At 44.2% G+C, this 17,886-nt stretch carries 15 protein-coding genes; 7 read left to right on the plus strand and 8 right to left on the minus strand.

Annotation, left to right across the window (positions count from 1 at the left end; translation table 11 throughout):
- Complete coding sequence (gene yfaE, locus BP27_RS0103415; protein ID WP_036239282.1) at positions 1-285, plus strand: class I ribonucleotide reductase maintenance protein YfaE; 285 nt, start codon at positions 1-3, stop codon at positions 283-285.
- Here yfaE and BP27_RS0103420 read toward each other — a convergent pair.
- The 8 genes from BP27_RS0103420 to BP27_RS16660 are packed head-to-tail and all read right to left on the minus strand — an operon-like array spanning position 282 to position 9,627.
- Positions 282-1,154 (minus strand): DUF7281 domain-containing protein, encoded by an 873-nt coding sequence (locus BP27_RS0103420; protein ID WP_027850353.1) that lies wholly within the window; start codon positions 1,152-1,154, stop codon positions 282-284. The genes yfaE and BP27_RS0103420 overlap by 4 nt on opposite strands.
- Positions 1,154-2,398, minus strand: a complete 1,245-nt coding sequence (locus BP27_RS0103425) for a hypothetical protein (RefSeq protein ID WP_027850354.1) — start codon at positions 2,396-2,398, stop codon at positions 1,154-1,156. Before BP27_RS0103425 ends, BP27_RS0103420 begins: the two co-directional genes overlap by 1 nt.
- Entirely contained in the window at positions 2,398-3,018 is a 621-nt protein-coding gene (locus BP27_RS0103430; protein WP_027850355.1) for a hypothetical protein, read from the minus strand. The genes BP27_RS0103425 and BP27_RS0103430 overlap by 1 nt, the downstream gene beginning before the upstream one ends.
- A complete protein-coding gene (locus BP27_RS0103435; RefSeq protein ID WP_027850356.1) occupies positions 3,018-6,662 on the minus strand; it encodes an ATP-binding protein in 3,645 nt (1,214 codons plus the stop codon). The genes BP27_RS0103430 and BP27_RS0103435 overlap by 1 nt, the downstream gene beginning before the upstream one ends.
- Before the next feature lie 24 nt (positions 6,663-6,686).
- Positions 6,687-7,538, minus strand: coding sequence for an NAD(+) diphosphatase (gene nudC / locus BP27_RS0103440; RefSeq protein ID WP_027850357.1), 852 nt, complete (start codon positions 7,536-7,538; stop codon positions 6,687-6,689).
- The gene (gene dnaQ / locus BP27_RS0103445) at positions 7,516-8,286 is read right to left on the minus strand and encodes a DNA polymerase III subunit epsilon (RefSeq protein ID WP_027850358.1); all 771 of its coding nucleotides are present in this window, start codon (positions 8,284-8,286) and stop codon (positions 7,516-7,518) included. Before dnaQ ends, nudC begins: the two co-directional genes overlap by 23 nt.
- A 17-nt stretch (positions 8,287-8,303) precedes the next feature.
- Positions 8,304-8,774: a ribonuclease HI gene (rnhA, locus tag BP27_RS0103450; protein WP_051610232.1), complete on the minus strand. Its 471-nt coding sequence runs from the start codon at positions 8,772-8,774 to the stop codon at positions 8,304-8,306.
- 1 nt (position 8,775) lies between these two features.
- The gene (locus BP27_RS16660) at positions 8,776-9,627 is read right to left on the minus strand and encodes a class I SAM-dependent methyltransferase (protein WP_160169813.1); all 852 of its coding nucleotides are present in this window, start codon (positions 9,625-9,627) and stop codon (positions 8,776-8,778) included.
- A gap of 28 nt (positions 9,628-9,655) precedes the next feature.
- Here BP27_RS16660 and gloB point away from each other — a divergent pair, with 28 nt between their 5' ends.
- The 6 genes from gloB to BP27_RS0103485 all read left to right on the plus strand — a co-directional run bounded on the left by gloB (position 9,656) and on the right by BP27_RS0103485 (position 17,876).
- On the plus strand, positions 9,656-10,438 hold the full coding sequence (gene gloB, locus BP27_RS0103460; RefSeq protein WP_027850360.1) for a hydroxyacylglutathione hydrolase: 783 nt from the start codon (positions 9,656-9,658) through the stop codon (positions 10,436-10,438).
- A 105-nt stretch (positions 10,439-10,543) separates the two neighbouring features.
- Positions 10,544-12,229, plus strand: a complete 1,686-nt coding sequence (locus tag BP27_RS0103465) for a lytic transglycosylase (RefSeq protein WP_084324495.1) — start codon at positions 10,544-10,546, stop codon at positions 12,227-12,229.
- 70 nt (positions 12,230-12,299) lie between these two features.
- Positions 12,300-14,120 carry an extracellular solute-binding protein gene (locus BP27_RS0103470; protein ID WP_027850362.1) on the plus strand — a complete coding sequence of 607 codons (1,821 nt, stop codon included), beginning with the start codon at positions 12,300-12,302 and terminating at the stop codon, positions 14,118-14,120.
- A 3-nt stretch (positions 14,121-14,123) separates the two neighbouring features.
- The gene (locus tag BP27_RS0103475) at positions 14,124-15,218 is read left to right on the plus strand and encodes a microcin C ABC transporter permease YejB (protein WP_027850363.1); all 1,095 of its coding nucleotides are present in this window, start codon (positions 14,124-14,126) and stop codon (positions 15,216-15,218) included.
- Entirely contained in the window at positions 15,218-16,267 is a 1,050-nt protein-coding gene (locus BP27_RS0103480; protein ID WP_027850364.1) for an ABC transporter permease, read from the plus strand. Before BP27_RS0103475 ends, BP27_RS0103480 begins: the two co-directional genes overlap by 1 nt.
- Positions 16,260-17,876 carry an ABC transporter ATP-binding protein gene (locus BP27_RS0103485; protein WP_027850365.1) on the plus strand — a complete coding sequence of 539 codons (1,617 nt, stop codon included), beginning with the start codon at positions 16,260-16,262 and terminating at the stop codon, positions 17,874-17,876. Before BP27_RS0103480 ends, BP27_RS0103485 begins: the two co-directional genes overlap by 8 nt.
- Positions 17,877-17,886 lie beyond the last annotated feature (10 nt).

Genomic DNA, 17,886 nt, shown 5'->3' on the forward strand with positions numbered 1-17,886 from the left:
ATGAAAAAAGCGATACAAGTCAGTACTGAAGAGCTAGCCTTTCAGCTAGCCCCTTCAGAAACCCTCCTAGAAGGATTAGAGCGTACCGGCCACCAGGTTGAGTACCAGTGCCGCAGTGGTTACTGCGGTTCCTGCCGTGTAACTCTGCACTCGGGTAGTGTTCATTATGAAACAACCCCTCTAGCTCACCTTAATAAAAATGAAATTCTGCCCTGCTGCTGCCGACCACTAGAACCAATTGAAGTGAGTATTGGTTTAAAAGTTAAAGCTAAAAAAAGCGCCTAAGGCTTAAATATATCCACTGCCACTAAATCCATTCCCTGCATAGCTTGTTGCCTTAGCGCTTTGAGCTCGTGCAGGGTTTGGCAGTAGTTTTGAAATTCTGGCGTTAAATTGGTTTGTTTAGCTAGGTTGGGTAAATACTTAAGCTGCTCATTCGGTAGTATGGCTGCTGAAGCCATTTTTTGAAGCACATCAAGCTTAGGCAGTAACATGCTTTGGTAAGTCTTCCCTGCTAGGGCTATTTTCACTCCTGCTGGATCAAAGTCACCAAAGTAGTAAGCGGGTTTGTTAGCCGCTAACCAAGCTTTGCGCAGTGCTTTAGAGCCTTGGCTAGAAGTCTTATCACCACGGTAAACCACTAGCTGTTCTGGCGTTTCTGTAACAGCAAACTTTTCTAGTTCATAAAAACAATCTAGGTTTTCAACGACCAGCAATCTAGTAAATTTGCTTAAATCTAACTCCTCTAATCTTAAATCTAAAAACTGCGCAGAAACATTAAAACCTGTAGGTAAGGGTTGAGCTAAACGTATTAAAAGGCGGTTATGCCTAGGTGTGTGCCCTAATCTTTTTTGTTCTTGGTTGCTTAACACCGCTTGCTCTAAACGGGTTTTGTTACTTAAATCTTCTCTAAAACTGGTTTGCTCTAGCTCTTGTTGGGTTTCTGCAATACGGTTTAACAAGGGTTTATCTAGTTTAACTTCTACTAGTTGTAAGCTATTAGCAGCGATCAAATCCTGTTCTTGGCACCAGCTTAAAACTTCTTGCGCCGCTTGCTGTTTGGTTTTAATCCGCTTACTTCCCAAAGCCTTAAGGTCAGCTTCTTGCTTGCGTAACCAAGCCTGAGCGCGAGCTGAAAGCGGCTGGTTAAGCATTAGCTTAAACTCTCTAGGTGAAGGTCACTTATCAGTCTAAGCTGATTATATGCTGACACCTCTGCTTCTTTTTTAGTTAATCGTAATAGGCTTTGCACTGTTTTGGGTAAAGACTCATAGTCGGCAATAACTTGATAAAGCCAGATTTCACTATCCCAAGCTAGTTGTTTTGTCTCTAGGTAGTGGTAAGCACTCACTGGTTTGTTTTGTTCTACAACATAGAGATAAAAGTCTTCTACATCTTGCTTTAGTGCTATTTGCCGAGCGGCTACTTCTTGGTCTTCTTGCAGCTGATCATCAATAAAACTAGCTGCTTGCTGATCTTCTTGCGGCTGCCTGCTTGTTTTTGCTAACTGGTGAACCAAATAGCTAAGTTGCTGGCGATCACTGGCTTTGTCTAAGGCTATACCCGCTGCAGGAATAATAGCCGCAGCTTGGTTAAATAGCTTAGGTACTTGGGTTCGTTGGGGGTAATTAGCAGGCTTATAACCAGGGTGCTGGCGTAAATAAGCAACCATATTGTTAATTAGTAAAGACTTAGCTTGCTGCTGTCTAAACTTAGCGAGTAGAGCAACTAGGCGCTTTTGTACTTCTAGTAAGCTGCTGTGATGGGCGCTAGTTTGTTGCTGTAACTGGCTAACCAGTAGTTTTCTTAATTGGCTATTGCCCTCAGCAAGTTCAATTAACTGGCTAAAGTCGATCAATTCTAAACCATCTAGCAAGCGTCTAAGTTGTTGCTGGGCTCTTTGATTTTCACGAATTTTATCTTTTAGGCTGCTCACAAAGCCAAAGTCACCGTTTAACCTATTCCATAAGCTATCTATGGCTTCTTCAAACTGGCCGCTTAGGTCGTGCACTTGTTCTGTTAAGCGTTGCAACTGGGCTTCTGCAATTAGGTAATCGCCACGGTGCTGAGCTTCTTTATAGGCTTCTACTCGGTTATGAATTTGCTCTAGCTTTTCTGCCACATCGGCATTTACTTGGCGGCGACTTTCATCGGCTACCATGCTGGCTATTAGTTCGCTCACTAATGGCCGTAAAATAAGTGGATGTTGCTCATCGGGTCGCCATAAAATTCTTGCCGCCATTAAGCTTTTTAGGGCGTTATCCTTCACTGCTGTTTCATCAATAAAACCATCTAAATAGGCTTGCATCAGCACTTTATGGTGTTTGCCTAAAAGTGCTAGGCGTTCTGAGCCTAAAGCAAAGAGGTTAGAGGTTAGGGTTGCATTCACCTCGCTCATTAAATGAGCTCCTCTTGCGTTGGTTCATCGGTCAGGGGTAGCTGTTCTTCGTCACGAATAAACCGAATGATGTCCATCAGGTAATCTATTTTGCCAGTAATTTTGTAGTACTGACGATCACTGTGCGGCTGAAGAAGGTAGCCATGTTCTTTTAAACGGTTAAATACTAGCTTTACCTGTAGGTCTAGGGCTTCACTTTTACTGTTAAAAAAACGGTCGGTGGCTAGTTGGTTAAAGCGCTGCCTTAATCCGTGGTTATCTTCTGTTTTTAAAATAAACTCTTGAAGCTGCAGAGTGTCTCCAGCAGTTAATGCTGTATCCCTTCCTAGGGTTTCTTGAATAAGCTGCATCCACTCTAAAATGGGCAACAAAGATTGAATGGTTAAAGCAAATTGGCTGGCTAGCTGCTCTCTTGCGGGCTGGGTAAGCTCTTGATAAGCAAGGAAGTAAACACTTTGATCATCATTACTTGCTAAACGACGGTTTAAAGGACGTAAATAATGATTCAGCTTTTCTTGTAGTTGCTCATCACTTAAACGGCGGTGAGCATCGCTATCATTAACTTCGCAAATAAAGTCGCCTGCTAATAGGCGTTCAATAAGTGGACCTTGTTCTAGCATTAGCTTTCCTCCTTGCGTTTACTGGCCAGTAATTCTGCCAAGCGGTTAACGGGGGGCTGAATGCGTTTTAGCTGACTGTTTTCAATTAAATAACGGTGTTGAAAAAGCATTAAAACATCAGATTCTGCATTAGGAAAGGCGCCCATTATCACTATTCGATTTTTGCTACAGGCTTGAAAGAGCTTTTCAACATTGTGATAGGCCAGAGTACCAATTTCATCTATCGGCCAATGAAGGGTTACTTCTGCCTTACCTCTAAGCAAACGAGTAAAGGCTAGTAGGTACTTACACAAAATTAAATAGGCCATGCCATGACTCGACGATTCAAGTAGTTGGCGATCATTTTTAATGACTAGGTCAGAACCACCTTCACTTAGGTGTAGTTCTAGTCTTAACAGGGACTCTATTGAATACTGCTCATCTGAGCGAATCAGCTCTACCACATCTGCAAGGGCATTAAGGTAGTCATCGGTGGGTAGTTCTTTGCCTGAGCGTTGCCAGTCATCGTAGCGTTTAGCAAAGCGTTTGAGTGGCTGCCAAAAACCTAGTTCATCAATGGTTGAAAGTATTTTAACTTCAGATTTGCTAATACCGCTTAATTCTAGATCGTCAGTAACGGCTTCACTTAAACGACGACTTTGTTGGGCTATACGGCGGTTAATATCATTAAATACGGTAAAGAATTTTTTTAGATCACCGCCTATGTTTTCGCCCATATCTAAAAGCTGCTGTTGCTGGTCTTTTAAAATGTGCAGCAGGTTAACCAGAATGGGGAGTTGTTGGCGTTTAGTAGCATCCCTAGCTAGGTTATTTTTTTCTTCTTCAAAGCGGTTTAAAAAGTCTGCGCCAGCATCTTGGCTTAGTAGTCGCTCAAAATCTTCAAAGCGTTTGTTTAACACTTGGTCTTGTTGGCTTAGGTCTTTTAATGCCTCTGCTGTGCGTGCAAGGCGTTCTTCTATGCCTGAGGTTTCTGCTAGTTGCGCTGGCACCACTTGCATTAGGTTTAAATCTGCTAGGCTAGCTAATAAAGGCCTTAGCTGACTCATTAGGTTGTCTGCTTCTTGTATTTTTTGCTTTAAAGCTTGCTGCTCTGCTGCTAAGTTTTTGCGCTGACTTGTGTAGGTGCTTTTCAGTTGTTCTAGCTGTTGGTTTAACGCTCTTAACTGATGCTTTTGCTGGGTTTCTTGCTCTAAGAGTTCTGGTCGTCTTTTTTGCCAGTCGAGCTGCATAAACTCTAGCCAGTTATTGAGTTCGTCTTGGCGACCTTCAACCTGTTTAATTGCCTTGTGCAATTGGTTTTGGCGTTCTTTTAATTGATTAAATTGATTGGTGTCTATGCCCTTAGCACTCAGTTCGTCGGCAAAGGCTTGCTCTAATTCTTTTAGCTGAGTTTTGTTTGCTTGACGTTTAGCTTCTAATTGTGCTTCTTGCTGGGCTAGTTGTTCATCTAGGTTGTTTAGCTCGGTTTGCCAGTCTGACTTGAGTTCTAAGCGTTGCGCTTGATGATCTTGATTCATGGCTTGCAAGTCTTGTTGCTGCTGCTCACTTAAAGCTGCTAGCTGTGCTTCTTGTGTGTTAATTTCTTGACGAATTTTATCTTGTCGCTGGCTGGTTAGCTTGGCTTGTTGAGCTTTTAATCTATCTCTAGCATCTCGCGCATAGTCAATGTTTTGGTTGGCTTCACGGTATTTCCATTCTGCTTGGTCAACCCAGGCGCTGATCTTTTCAAAGGCTTCATGGCTGGTTTGAAGGTGCTTTTCTGCTAGTGTTTTTTGCTGTTTGACTTCTTCTAGCTTTTCTTCTGCGGTTTTAATTCGCAGTTTAATGGCTGTTTCATCTTGTGCGTAGTCAGGTAGGTCCAGTGCATTTAAGTCTAGGTTAAGGCCATAGAGGTTAGTCGTTAACTCGGTTAAACTGGGCTGTAAGTCTTGTCTGTCTAAAAGGCTTTCATCTAGCACTTTGCCTAGGCTGTATTCCCAGCCTGAATAATGCAGGCGTAAGAAATGACGCAAGCTACCCTGCTCTGGGGTTAGCTGTTTATGTAGGTGTTGGAGGTCTAGTTCAGCTAATTGGTGAGCTTTTCTCTGTTTAACCAGTTGTTGGTCTGCCTGGTTACGTTCTTCTAGAGCTAGGCGTTTTTGATCTTGTAAATTTTGTAGTTGCTGACTTAGTTGCTGAGCTTGGATTTGCGCTTGCTCTAGGCGCATTTCTGCCTGATCTAGCTCATCTACTTCTTCTTGAGTAAGGCTAGAGCGGTTAAGCTCATTTTTTAATACTGCTAGTTCACTTTTACTGGCTGCTAGCTGTTCAGCAAAAAGGTTTTGTTGGGTTTGATAACGGTTTTGAAAGTTCTGGTCTAGGCTAGCCAGCTTGGTGTCTTGTGCTTCTCTTACTTGTTCTTTTTGAGCTAATAGCTGCTTAGCTTTAGCGTTTTGCTGCTGACTTAAACGCTCTAGGTCTTCTGCTAGCTTAAGTTTATGTTGCTCAAGTTGGCGTTCTAAATCGTCGTGCTGCTCAGCTATTAACTGGTAATGTTCTTCTAATCTAGCCAGGTCTTCTCGCCATAAAGGCAGGGCTTCTGTGTCTATTTTTAACTGAGGCATATCCTGCGCTTCGTAGTTTTCATAAAGGCTTTGAATACGATTTAAGCGCAGGGAGATTTCTTCTAAATCTTGGTTATTTTTACTCAGCTGGCTGTTCAGTTCTGTTTCTTGTTCTTCAAATGCATTTTTAAGCTGATTAAGCTGCCCAGCTAGCTGATTAGATTTTTCTTCGTTATCGGCTCGTTCTAGCTTTTGGGTAGCTTGGTCTTCTCTTAATAGCGGCTCTAGTGCAGCTAGCTGTGCTTCGATATAGGTTAGTGCTTGAGCTAGTTTTGTTAACTGGTCAAAGTCTTTTTCTAATTGAGCCAACTTCATGGATTGGCGCATGTCTTGTATCCATTCACGCGCTTTGGTGTTTCTAACCCGTGTTGTAGGCAGGGTGACTCCGTCTTCTTCAAATATGGCTGCCAGCATAGACTTTAAGGTGTCCATTTTGCCTTCTTTAGCATGCACCGCACTGACTAGCTTTTCTATATGGCGCAGCTTATGGCTACCACTTACCAAGCTAAAGCTGGCTGCTAAGCGTCTTAACTTTAGGCTTTCGCTATTACTGCCCTTAATTGCAGCGGCATCGTTTTGAATAATGCTGCGGTATTCGCTAGTAGCGCTAATTTTAGGCGATAGTTTGCCTGGCAGGGTTTGGCGCATTTTACTTGCCCAATCTGCATAGCTATAAGCTTTTATGCCGTCTTGGGTTTCTTCTAGGTAGCTTTCACTGGTGTAGGGAGCGCCGACAAAGCGGTAATCTAAGCCACCTTCACTTTTACGCGTAAGCACCACTTGGCAAATTTCGCCAGCTTCACGCTGATATTCATAAACTAAGTAACTATTACTAAAAGGCAGATAAAACTCATCAAACTTTTTACGTGTTTTGGGCACAACTCGGTTGGGTAGCTCACCAAAAAATACTGGCACTAGCCTTTGTAGGGTAGTTTTGCCCGAAGCGTTAGTACCACAAATGTTGGTGTGTTGATCCATTTGAATTTCAACCACCCCAGGTAGGTGGGTATGAATCAAGATAATGCGTAAAAGTTGTGACATGAGGTTTCCTATTCGCAAGGTTTCCTAGCTATTAACGCCCTTCCACCTTAAAAAAGAGTCGATTAAATAGCGTGAAATAGAGGCTTTTGCAGGGAGTTCGGGCAGCTGATCAAAGGGATACCACTGGGCATCTTCTATTTCAATACCATCAAAAGCAATATCACCGCCTTGGTATTCTGCCCAATAACCTAACATTAAAGAATTAGGGAAAGGCCAAGATTGGCTGCCTAAATATTTGAAGTTACCAATTTTTACACTCACCTCTTCTTCAACTTCACGGTGTAAGGCCTGTTCAGCTGATTCTCCTGCTTCAATAAAGCCTGCTAGGGTGCTGTAAACACCTGGTGCAAAGCGTGGGCTACGCGCTAGAAGTAAAGCGTCTTCTCGCCAAACGAGGGTAATAATGCAAGGTGAAACTCGGGGGTATTGGCGTAGATGACAGCGTGGGCATTGATGAGCATACTCGTCATTTCTTGGCTGGGTTTTACAGCCACAACGCCCACAATAACGGTGCTGTTCTTGCCAGTTAGCTAGGCTTGCTGCCGTGGCTAGTAAATCGAAGCTTTCAGGATCGCTTTCTAATAGCCAGCTACGCAAATTAGGCCAATCTTCTGCTTTGGCTTGACCAGGTTTAGCCAGGCGCAATAAAAGAGGCATACCATCTTTACGCCCCATAACCACGAGTTTAGCGTGCTTGTTTGGGTCATAAAAGGTTGTTTCTAACCAACCGTTGGCTGAATCTTTAACTGGACGAATACGACTCGAGCCGCAAGTGACTATACCGACAGCTTCGCCCGTATGTATTTCACTGGGGCCGCGTAAAAAACCTGCTAGCGGTTGTTGCTGAGGAAATTCAGCTTGTAGGGGGTGCCACATCCTGCTGCTCCATCTGCTGCCAAAGGCTGGTTTGTCCGGCTTTTTTGCTTACAAATTCTAGCTTAGCCTGGTGGGCTGCTAGCTCTTCTTCAGTGGCTAACTGCACTCTTAAATTCTGCTGATCTTCAAAAGCTACACGGCGGATTGTTGAGTTTAAATCTCTAACCACACCGCTCATTTCATCGTCTTCGTCACCACCTAAAAGTAGTCGGGTTTGACCACCCGTCATGGTGAGGTAAAGGTCGGCTAATATTTCTGAGTCTAATAATGCGCCGTGAAGGGTTCGTGCAGTGTTATCTATGTTGTAACGCTTACACAAAGCATCTAGGCTGTTGCGCTGCCCTGGGTGGCGACGACGTGCAAACGCTAGGGTGTCGAATACTTTGCAGTAATCTTCAATTTTGCCATAGCGTGCCTCTCCTAGTTGCTGGTTGAGCATTTCTAGTTCGTTATCTAAAAAGCCCACATCAAAAGGCGCGTTATGAATGATGAGTTCTGTCCCTTGAATGTACTCTACAAACGAGTCAGCTAGCTGCGCAAACAAGGGTTTATCTTTTAAGTCTTCCCAAGTAAAACCATGCACCTGAGCAGCTTCCTCATCTACTTCGCGCTCGGGGTTCATGTATTCATGGAAATTCTTGCCGGTTAGGTTGCGGCTTACCATTTCCACACAACCTATTTCTATTAGTCGGTGCCCCTCTTTAGGGTCTATACCGGTGGTTTCTGTATCGAGTACAACTTGCCTCATGCTGACTGCCTTACTTTTTAATCGGTTAAAGTTGGGTTAGGGTCAGTTACACCCCGGTTAGCTAGGTCATCGGCAGCTTCATTACCTGGATCACCCGCATGGCCTTTTACCCAGTGCCATTCTACTTGATGACGCTTGGCTTGTTCATCTAGTTGCTGCCAGAGGTCTTTATTTTTGACTGCTGAGCCGGAAGAAGTTTTCCAGTTTTTTTTCTTCCAGTTGTGCATCCAGCTGGTAATGCCTTGGCGCACATATTGAGAGTCGGTATGTAAATCGACAGGGCAGCTGCGCTTTAAAGTTTCTAAGGCTTTAATGGCCGCCATCAGCTCCATACGGTTATTGGTGGTATCGCTTTCGCCACCCCAGAGTTCACGCTCAACTTCGCCATAGCGTAATAAAGCACCCCAGCCTCCACGGCCAGGATTACCTTTGCAAGCACCATCAGTATAAATAACAACTCGGGTTGGGTTTTCTTTTATTTCTGACAAATCATTTCTCGGTTTTTAAACTGGTTCGGGTTGGGGAAGCCACGGGTTGATTGGTTAGCCAGTGGGTACTTTTTTGTACGTTTTGCGGCCTTAAAGGGCTGCCCACTCGTTTTTTTACTCTTAATAAATAAATGCCTGCTAAGGGCCAATTTTTTTTATCTAGGCGCTGATCTAGGTCTGCTAAACGCACAAGTAGTTTTTTACTGTTACAAACAGGACGGTGGAATAGCTGTTGTGCTGCCTCTTGTTTTAAATCTAAAAACTCAAACCAGTCTTGAAGTTTATTTTGACTAATAAAAGCAGCAGACTTTAAAGCAACCAGTGGCTCTGCTTGTAAGCTTTTAGGTAGCATTTTTGCCAATCCCCAAAGACTGTAGGGATTAAAGCCTAATATTAACATTTCCCCTTTTGGTAAAGTAACTCTCGCCGCCTCTTTTAAAAGTGCATGAGGTCGATCAAAAATCTCTAAGGAATGATGCAGTAAAACTACGTCCATAGAATCGTTAGGCAAGGGTAATTTAGATGGGTCAGCAATTAAGCAGCTAGGATGTTCAGCCAAAGCAAAACTGGGTCGCCATTCTATTTTATGCTTAATAGTACAGCTTGCTAGCAGGTGTTTAGAAGAGCAAGAGCCAAGACTTAGCACATGGTAACCACAGAGGCTTTCCATTATAGGTGCTAAAAGCTCAGCCTCTACTCGTAAAACTTCTTTACCTAGGTGCGAAGCCCAAAATTTTTGCCAAGCTTGCCAAGTTAAGCTGTTTGCTTGATTCTTTAAAGCTTGGGTGTCTGAATTTTGCAGATGCATAGCCGATGCCGTAAAGTTAAGTGAGTCTTCATACAAGATTAGCACAGCAACCCTTTGATAACAGGAAAACACCATGCTTGAAGTTCAGCCTATTCATGCTTTTAACGATAACTATATTTGGCTAATTAAAGCGCCTAACCAAAAGTCTTGCTGGGTGGTAGACCCAGGTGATGCCACGCCTGTTTTAAATTATTTACAAGCGGAAAACCTAACCTTAGAAGGTATTTTGCTAACTCACCATCATTATGACCATATCGATGGTGTAGCAGACTTAGCCAAACCAGGTGTTGAGGTGGTTGGCTTTGCTAAAGACGCTCAGCGCTTGCCCGCTTTAACCCAGCCCTTGGTAGCAGGTGATACTTTTGAACTGTTAGGTGAAAGGGTTAAAGTCATGGAAGTGCCAGGTCATACTCTGGGGCATATCGTTTATTTCATTGAAAACGAGCAGCAAGCCTTATTATTTAGTGGCGACACTTTGTTTGCGGCTGGCTGTGGACGTATGTTTGAAGGCACACCTGAACAAATGCAAGCTTCCTTACAAAGCTTAGCCAGTTTACCTGCAAGCACCCAGGTTTTTGCAGCCCATGAATACACCCTAAGTAACTTGAAGTTTGCTTTGTTGGTTGAGCCAAACAACCCTGCCTTACAAACTCGCATGACTGATTGCACCAAGCTAAGAGAAGCACAAAAGCCCACTTTGCCATCCAACCTAGGTATTGAATTAGCGACTAACCCCTTCTTGCGTTTAGACCAACCAGAAGTCTTAGCGTCACTAGAAAAACGTCATCCAGAAGTAGCTATTGATGGTGCAGCTCAAGCCTTCAAGCTGTTAAGAGCATGGAAGGATACCGCTTAGTTACCTTTAGATAACTAGTGTTTACTTGTATAGGTTGCAGCTAATGCTTAAAATGCGTCAAATTAGCTATTTCACTAAGACACCTACTAGATACCCCTATACCCTATGCGCCTTACTATTCATCGTTTATTTCGCCCCTTGTCGTCTTTACTTTTGCCACTGGCGACCGGCAGCCTGCTTGTTTTACAAGGTTGTCAAAGTCTGCCATCTAATCTTTCAACCCAAAGTAGCCCTAAACCAGCCGAACCTGCGCAGGTTTGGAACCAGCTTTCCTCAACTCAAAGCTTGACCAGCTATCGTCATTACGATGAAAAACTAGGTTTTGCAGGGCTATTAAAAGAAGCAAACGCTGCTGATTGGCGATCTTGGCAAGAGCCGAGCCTGCCTGAATATGATTTGTGGGATAGACTACGCGAAAACTTTGCCATAGATATTTCTAGCAATGACCCACGCGTTATTGCACAAATGAACTGGTATCGTCGCCACCCACAATATATGGACAGAGTTGCCAAGCGTGCCAGCCGCTATATGTTCCATGTGATTGAAGAAATAGAGCGCCGCGGTTTACCCGGTGAGCTTGCCCTGCTTCCTATCGTTGAAAGTGCTTATGATCCCTTTGCTTATTCGCATGGTCGGGCTTCGGGTATGTGGCAATTTATTCCTGGTACGGCACGGCATTTTGGCTTAGAAAACAACTGGTGGTACGACGGCCGCCGTGACTTGGTCGCTTCTACCGATGCTGCCCTCACCTATTTAACTCAGTTAAACCGCCGCTTTGATGACTGGCACCTAGCCTTAGCTTCTTATAATACGGGTGGTGGTAATGTTAACCGTGCTTTACGTCATAACCGTAATGCCGGTGGTAATGGCACTTTTTGGGAGTTAAAGCTCCATGCTGAAACCCGTGCCTATGTACCTAAAATGATAGCTTTGGCACGTTTGATAGCCGACCCTGAAGAATATGGCATGAACCTAACTTCCATTCCTAACCGACCTTACTTTGCGGCTGTAGATACCCAAGGACAGGTTGATTTAGCCATGGCTGCTGAGTTAGCTGATATCAGCATGAATGAGCTTTACCTGCTGAACCCTGGCTTTAGCCAGTGGGCAACCAGCCCTGATGGGCCGCACCGCTTGCTAGTGCCGGTAGCCAATGCTGAAATTTTTGCCGAAAACCTAAAAAGCCTACCACCTCAGCAACGCATGAGCTGGCAGCGCTACCGGGTTAATTCGGGTGATAGCCTGCTAACTATTTCACGTCGTTTTAATACCACACCCAGTATGATTCGTGATGCTAACCAATTGCGTGGCGATATTATTCGTGCCGGGCATGAGTTGTTAATTCCTATTCCTAGCCAAGATGCGCGTCAATATGCTTTAAGCGAAGACCAGCGCCAGCAACGCCGCCAAAACGTAACGCGTAAAGGACAAAAAATAGATCATACGGTTCGTTCGGGTGATAGTTTCTGGATTTTAGCGCGTCGCCACGGTGTGTCGGTACGTGAACTCGCTAGCTGGAATAGCATGGCACCCGGTGACCCATTAATAGCAGGGCAACACTTGGTTATTTGGTCGCGTGCCAGCAATGCTAAAACCCTTGCTAAAGCCAATAATCGCAGTGTGATGCGTAAGGTGAATTACACGGTTCGTAATGGCGATAACCTAGCCAATATAGCCAACCGCTTTAGAGTCAGCGTGGGTGATATTGCCCGCTGGAATAGCTTAAATACCAGCCGCTATTTACAGCCAGGCCAAAGCTTAACCCTGCACGTTGATGTAACACGCAACTAAAAATACTCAATACTTAAGTAGCTAACCAATAATTAAAAAGTTCATTTATGCTTTAGCTAAGGAGCAGCAGATGTCGGGAAAAATCACCTTGTGCAAACCTTTTAGCAAGTTGGTCTGTTTAGTCTTATTACCCGGTCTGCTGTTTGTTGCTAGCCCTTTATTAGCCTCAAGCAAGCCACCTGTTTGCAGCCATGCGTTAAGTTTGCATGGTGAAGCCAAGTACCCGGCTAATTTCGCTCACCTAGATTACGTTAACCCTCAAGCACCCAAAGGCGGTAGTCTACGCCAAGCGGCACAGGGCACTTTCGATAGTTTTAATCCTTTTATAGTGCAAGGCACAGCAGCAGTAGGTTTGGGCAATATTTATGACTCCCTTACCTACCACACAGCGGATGAACCTTTTACTGAATACGGCTTACTTGCCAGTTGCATGCAGCTAGACCCAGCTGGTCATTGGATAGAATTTGAACTGCGCCCTGAAGCACGCTTCCATGATGGCAAACCTGTCACCACTGAAGACGTTGCTTTTACTTTTAAATTATTGCGTGAAGAAGGCCAGCCTTTTTACCGTGCCTACTATGCTGATATTACAGAAATAAAAGTACTTAACCCGCAGCGCATTCGCTTTGAACTAGCCAGTCACCAAAACCGTGAACTGCCGCTGATTATTGGGCAAATTCCTATTCTGCCCAAGCATTACTGGCAAGACCGTGATTTTAAACAGCCTTCTTTAGACAAGCCGTTAGGCAGTGGCCCATATAAAATTGCAGACGTTGATTCTGGCCGGCGCATTGTTTACCAAAAAGTTGCTGACTATTGGGGTGAAAATTTACCGATTAATCTAGGCCGTAATAATATTGAAAATATGATTTACGACTATTACCGTGATGCCACGGTTGCCTTGGAAGCCTTTAAAGCCGGACGATTAGATTTCAGACTTGAAAACATTGCCCGTAACTGGGCCACCGGCTACAACAGCCCCGCTTTAAACAGCGGTGATTTAGTCTTAGAAAGCATTCCCCATAAAAACTCAGCCGGTATGCAAGGTTTTTTCTTTAATACCCGCCGTGAAGTGTTTAAAGACCCCAAAGTTCGTCTAGCACTAACCCAAATGTTTGATTTTGAATGGTCGAATCAGCAGCTATTTCATGGTGCATATACCCGTACGCAAAGCTATTTTAGTAATTCCGAATTAGCGAGCAGTGGTTTACCTCAAGGCAAAGAACTAGCACTTTTAAAGCCTTTTGCTAAACAACTGCCTGAAGAAGTTTTTGCTACTGAATACAGCCTGCCAGTGACCGATGGCAGCGGTAATATTCGTAACCAAACGCGTAAAGCTTTAGGTTTATTGCGTGAAGCAGGTTGGAAGATTGATGGTCGCCGCCTAGTCAATGCAGAGGGTGAGCAATTGCGTTTTGAAATACTTTTGCACGACTCTTCCTTTGAGCGAGTGGTTTTACCTTGGCGACAAAACCTAGAAAGAATCGGTATTCGTATGGATGTGCGTGTGGTTGATGTGACCCAATACCTAAATCGCCTCCGCAGCTTTGATTACGACATGGTGGTTTCTTCGATTGGTCAAAGCTTGTCACCGGGTAACGAGCAGCGAGAGTTTTTTCATTCTGAATTTGCCCACTCACCCGATGGTCGTAATATTTCTGGTGTGAAAGACTCAGTGGTCGATGCCCTTATTGAACAGCTAATAAATGCTAAAGACAGAGACAGCTTAGTTACTGCTACCCGTGCTTTAGACCGAGTGCTGTTATGGGGACATTATGTAATTCCTCACTTTCATTTAAGTGAATATCGGGTTGCCCGCCACAAACATATTAAAATTCCTGAAGTGCGCCCTGATTATGGTCTACCTATAGATACTTGGTGGGTTGAATAATCAATGGCGCCTTACCTGCTAAGACGTTTGTTATTAATTCCACCCACTTTACTGGGTATTTTGCTGCTGAATTTTTTGATTATTCAAGCTGCCCCCGGCGGCCCGATTGAGCAAGTGATGGCACAAATGGGCGGCATGGATGGCTTAAGCAGCACCCGTATTGATTCTTCAGGCGGTGGTGAAGCCGTTGCTAGCCGCTCTGATGATAACAGTTCTTCTTACCGTGGCTCTCGCGGTGTTGATGCCCGTTTTATTGCTGAACTAGAGCAGCAATTTGGCTTTGATAAACCTGCCCATCAACGTTTTTTGCAAATGGTAGGGCAATATTTGCGCTTTGATTTAGGCGAAAGTTTTTTTCGGGGTCGCAGTGTTACCGAGCTGATTATTGAAAAAATGCCGGTCTCTATTTCATTGGGGCTTTGGTCGACCTTGCTTATTTATTTAATATCTATTCCTTTAGGTATTCATAAAGCACTTAAACACGGCAGCCGTTTTGATGTTTGGACTTCTTCGGTAGTGATTGTTGGCTATGCCATTCCCGGTTTTTTGTTTGCGATTCTTTTAATCGTGTTGTTTGCTGGCGGCAGTTATTTAGACTGGTTTCCGCTGCGGGGTTTAACGTCTGAAAACTTCAGTGAACTCAGCACGCTAGGCAAAATAACCGATTACTTTTGGCACCTAGCCTTGCCTGTTTTAGCCATGACCATTTCTGGTTTTGCTACCCTTACCCTATTAACTAAAAACTCCTTTTTAGATGAAATCCATAAACAGTATGTGCTAACTGCCCGTGCCAAAGGTGCCAGTGAACAGCAGGTGCTTTATGGGCACGTTTTTCGTAATGCCATGCTGATTATTATTGCGGGAATGCCAGCCGCTTTGGTGAGTATTTTCTTTACTGGCTCGTTATTAATTGAGGTAATTTTCTCTTTAGACGGTTTAGGCTTATTAGGTTTTGAAGCCATAGTACAAAGGGATTACCCAGTGGTGTTTGGTACTTTATATTTATTCACCCTAATAGGTCTGCTGCTAAAAATTATTAGCGATATTACCTATATGTTGATTGACCCACGCATTGATTTTTCGTCGAGGGAAAATTAATGGCATTCTTCTCTATAAACAAAATATCACCGCTTAACCAACGCCGCTGGCAGTTATTTAAAGCCAACCGCCGGGCTTGGTGGGCGCTCTGGGCTTTTTTATTCATGTTTGGTATTAGCCTAGTGGCTGAACTGGTCGCTAACGATAAGCCTTTGTTAGTTAGCTATGCTGGCGAGCTGTATTTCCCACTGGTTAAAGATTACCCAGAAACCACTTTTGGTGGTGATTTACCCCTAGCCGCTGATTTTAGAGACAGCTATTTATTAGAACAAATTAACCAAGCTGGCTGGGTGTTATGGCCGTTAATTCCTTTTAGCCATGAAACCATTAACTACAATTTAACCCAACCAGCGCCAGCACCACCTTCAACTGAAAACTGGTTAGGTACCGATGACCAAGGGCGCGATGTATTAGCTAGAGTGATTTACAGCTTAAGGTTGTCGATTATTTTTGCTTTGCTATTAACGCTAGGCAGCAGTTTAGTGGGCGTATTTGTGGGTGCCATTCAAGGTTATTATGGCGGAAAACTCGACCTATGGGGACAGCGTTTTATCGAGATTTGGTCAGGGCTACCCACGCTTTTTGTTTTAATAATTCTGGCCAGTATGATTGCCCCCAGCTTTTGGTGGCTACTGTTAATTATGCTGTTGTTTAGCTGGACGGCTTTGGTCGATTTAGTACGTGCAGAATGCCTAAGAGCGCGTAACTTAGAATATGTACGGGCAGCAAGGGCTTTAGGCCTGCCTAACCACTTTATTTTATTTAGGCATGTGTTGCCCAATGCCATGGTTGCCACCCTCACTTTTTTGCCGTTTTTATTTACTGGCGCAGTCACTACCCTAACCGCCTTAGACTTTTTAGGTTTTGGAATGCCACCGGGAACACCGTCTTTAGGTGAATTAGTCGCCCAAGGCAAGGCTAACTTACAAGCACCTTGGTTGGGCTTAACCGCTTTTGCAACCTTGGCTTTGCTGTTAACCCTGTTGGTATTTATTGGCGAAGGGGTGCGAGATGCCTTTGACCCACGCAAGGCTATGCAAAATGACTAATGCATCTTTAGCTAACCAGCCTCTACTTAGCATTAATAATTTAACTGTGCAGTTTGATCAAAACCCAGCTGCCCTTAAAGGGGTTAACCTGACTCTTAATGCCGGTGAAACCCTGGCACTGGTGGGTGAAAGTGGTTCAGGAAAATCAGTTACTGCACTGGCTACGCTAGGTTTATTGCCCGCCAATGCCAAGGTTCAAGGCAGTGTATTGTTACATTCTTCCGAAAAAAACCAAGAACTGATCGGTTTAAACGAAGAGGGGTTGCGTCGTCTACGTGGCAAACGTATAGCAATGATTTTTCAAGAACCTATGACCTCGCTAAACCCCTTACACCGAGTGGCTAAGCAAATTAATGAAACCCTACGCTTACACCAAGGTTTAACCGGTTCATCTGCTCAACAACGCTGTTTAGAGTTATTAGCTGCGGTACAACTGCCTAACCCTGAAAGAATAGCTCAAGCTTGGCCGCATCAATTATCAGGCGGTCAGCGTCAGCGAGTAATGATCGCCATAGCGCTGGCGAATAATCCGGATATTTTATTGGCCGATGAGCCCACCACGGCGCTAGACGTTACCGTACAGCAAGAAGTTTTACATTTATTAAAAGACTTACAAAAGCAGTTTGGCATGGCGATTTTGCTGATTACCCATGACCTAAACCTAGTGCGTAAACACAGCGACCGTGTTGCGGTGATGCACCAAGGCCTAGTGGTAGAAACTCAAGCCACAGCCGAGCTATTTGCGAATCCGCAGGCTGATTATACTCAGCAGCTATTAGCAAGCGAGCCTAGTGGCCTAGCGCCAGCAATTGACCCTAACAGCCAAGTTTTATTAGAAGTTAATAACCTTAGGGTTGAATTTTCTCGCCCAGCTACCAGTATATTACCTTGGAAAAAGCCCGCTCCTTTTGTCGCCGTTGCAAACCAATCGCTGATTTTAAAACAAGGTGAAACACTGGGTATAGTCGGTGAAAGTGGTTCAGGTAAAACCACCCTAGCTTTGGCGTTATTAAGGCTACTACCTAATGCTGGTGGCATAATTAGAATGGACGGCACCGAACTACAAAGCCTGCCACAAAAGCAGTTATTACCTTGGCGGCGTAAAATGCAGCTGGTGTTTCAAGACCCCTATGGCAGCCTTAGCCCGCGCATGAGTGTAGCGGAAATTATTGCTGAAGGACTTAAACTTCACCAACCTAAACTCAGCAAACAAGCCATAGAAGCAAGCGTCTGCGAAGTATTAACCGAAGTGGGTATGGAAACCTCCACCCGTCACCGTTACCCGCATGAGTTTTCAGGTGGGCAACGCCAACGCATAGCCATTGCCAGAGCCTTAATTCTTAAACCGCGTTTATTAGTGTTAGATGAACCCACTTCCGCCCTAGACCGTAGTGTGCAAGCCCAAGTCATTGAACTGCTGCGCGAACTGCAATTAAAACACCAACTAACCTACCTGTTTATTAGCCACGATTTACAAGTGATTAAAGCTTTAAGCCATCGCATTCTAGTGTTAAAAGATGGCAAGCAAATTGAAACTGCCAGCAGAGAACAACTGTTCAAATATCCAGTTAGCGAGTATACTCAGCAGCTTTTAAAAGCCTCTGAATAAGGAATTTTAA

The sequence above is a fragment of the Marinospirillum insulare DSM 21763 genome, from assembly GCF_000686905.1.
GTDB lineage: Bacteria > Pseudomonadota > Gammaproteobacteria > Pseudomonadales > Halomonadaceae > Marinospirillum > Marinospirillum insulare.

Bases quoted from the DNA above. Each gene is read 5' to 3' on its own strand.
- yfaE (WP_036239282.1), top strand. From the start codon at position 1: ATGAAAAAAGCGATACAAGTCAGTACTGAAGAGCTAGCCTTTCAGCTA.
- BP27_RS0103420 (WP_027850353.1), bottom strand. From the start codon at position 1,154: ATGCTTAACCAGCCGCTTTCAGCTCGCGCTCAGGCTTGGTTACGCAAG.
- BP27_RS0103425 (WP_027850354.1), bottom strand. From the start codon at position 2,398: ATGAGCGAGGTGAATGCAACCCTAACCTCTAACCTCTTTGCTTTAGGC.
- BP27_RS0103430 (WP_027850355.1), bottom strand. From the start codon at position 3,018: ATGCTAGAACAAGGTCCACTTATTGAACGCCTATTAGCAGGCGACTTT.
- BP27_RS0103435 (WP_027850356.1), bottom strand. From the start codon at position 6,662: ATGTCACAACTTTTACGCATTATCTTGATTCATACCCACCTACCTGGG.
- nudC (WP_027850357.1), bottom strand. From the start codon at position 7,538: ATGTGGCACCCCCTACAAGCTGAATTTCCTCAGCAACAACCGCTAGCA.
- dnaQ (WP_027850358.1), bottom strand. From the start codon at position 8,286: ATGAGGCAAGTTGTACTCGATACAGAAACCACCGGTATAGACCCTAAA.
- gloB (WP_027850360.1), top strand. From the start codon at position 9,656: ATGCTTGAAGTTCAGCCTATTCATGCTTTTAACGATAACTATATTTGG.
- BP27_RS0103465 (WP_084324495.1), top strand. From the start codon at position 10,544: ATGCGCCTTACTATTCATCGTTTATTTCGCCCCTTGTCGTCTTTACTT.
- BP27_RS0103470 (WP_027850362.1), top strand. From the start codon at position 12,300: ATGTCGGGAAAAATCACCTTGTGCAAACCTTTTAGCAAGTTGGTCTGT.
- BP27_RS0103475 (WP_027850363.1), top strand. From the start codon at position 14,124: ATGGCGCCTTACCTGCTAAGACGTTTGTTATTAATTCCACCCACTTTA.
- BP27_RS0103480 (WP_027850364.1), top strand. From the start codon at position 15,218: ATGGCATTCTTCTCTATAAACAAAATATCACCGCTTAACCAACGCCGC.
- BP27_RS0103485 (WP_027850365.1), top strand. From the start codon at position 16,260: ATGACTAATGCATCTTTAGCTAACCAGCCTCTACTTAGCATTAATAAT.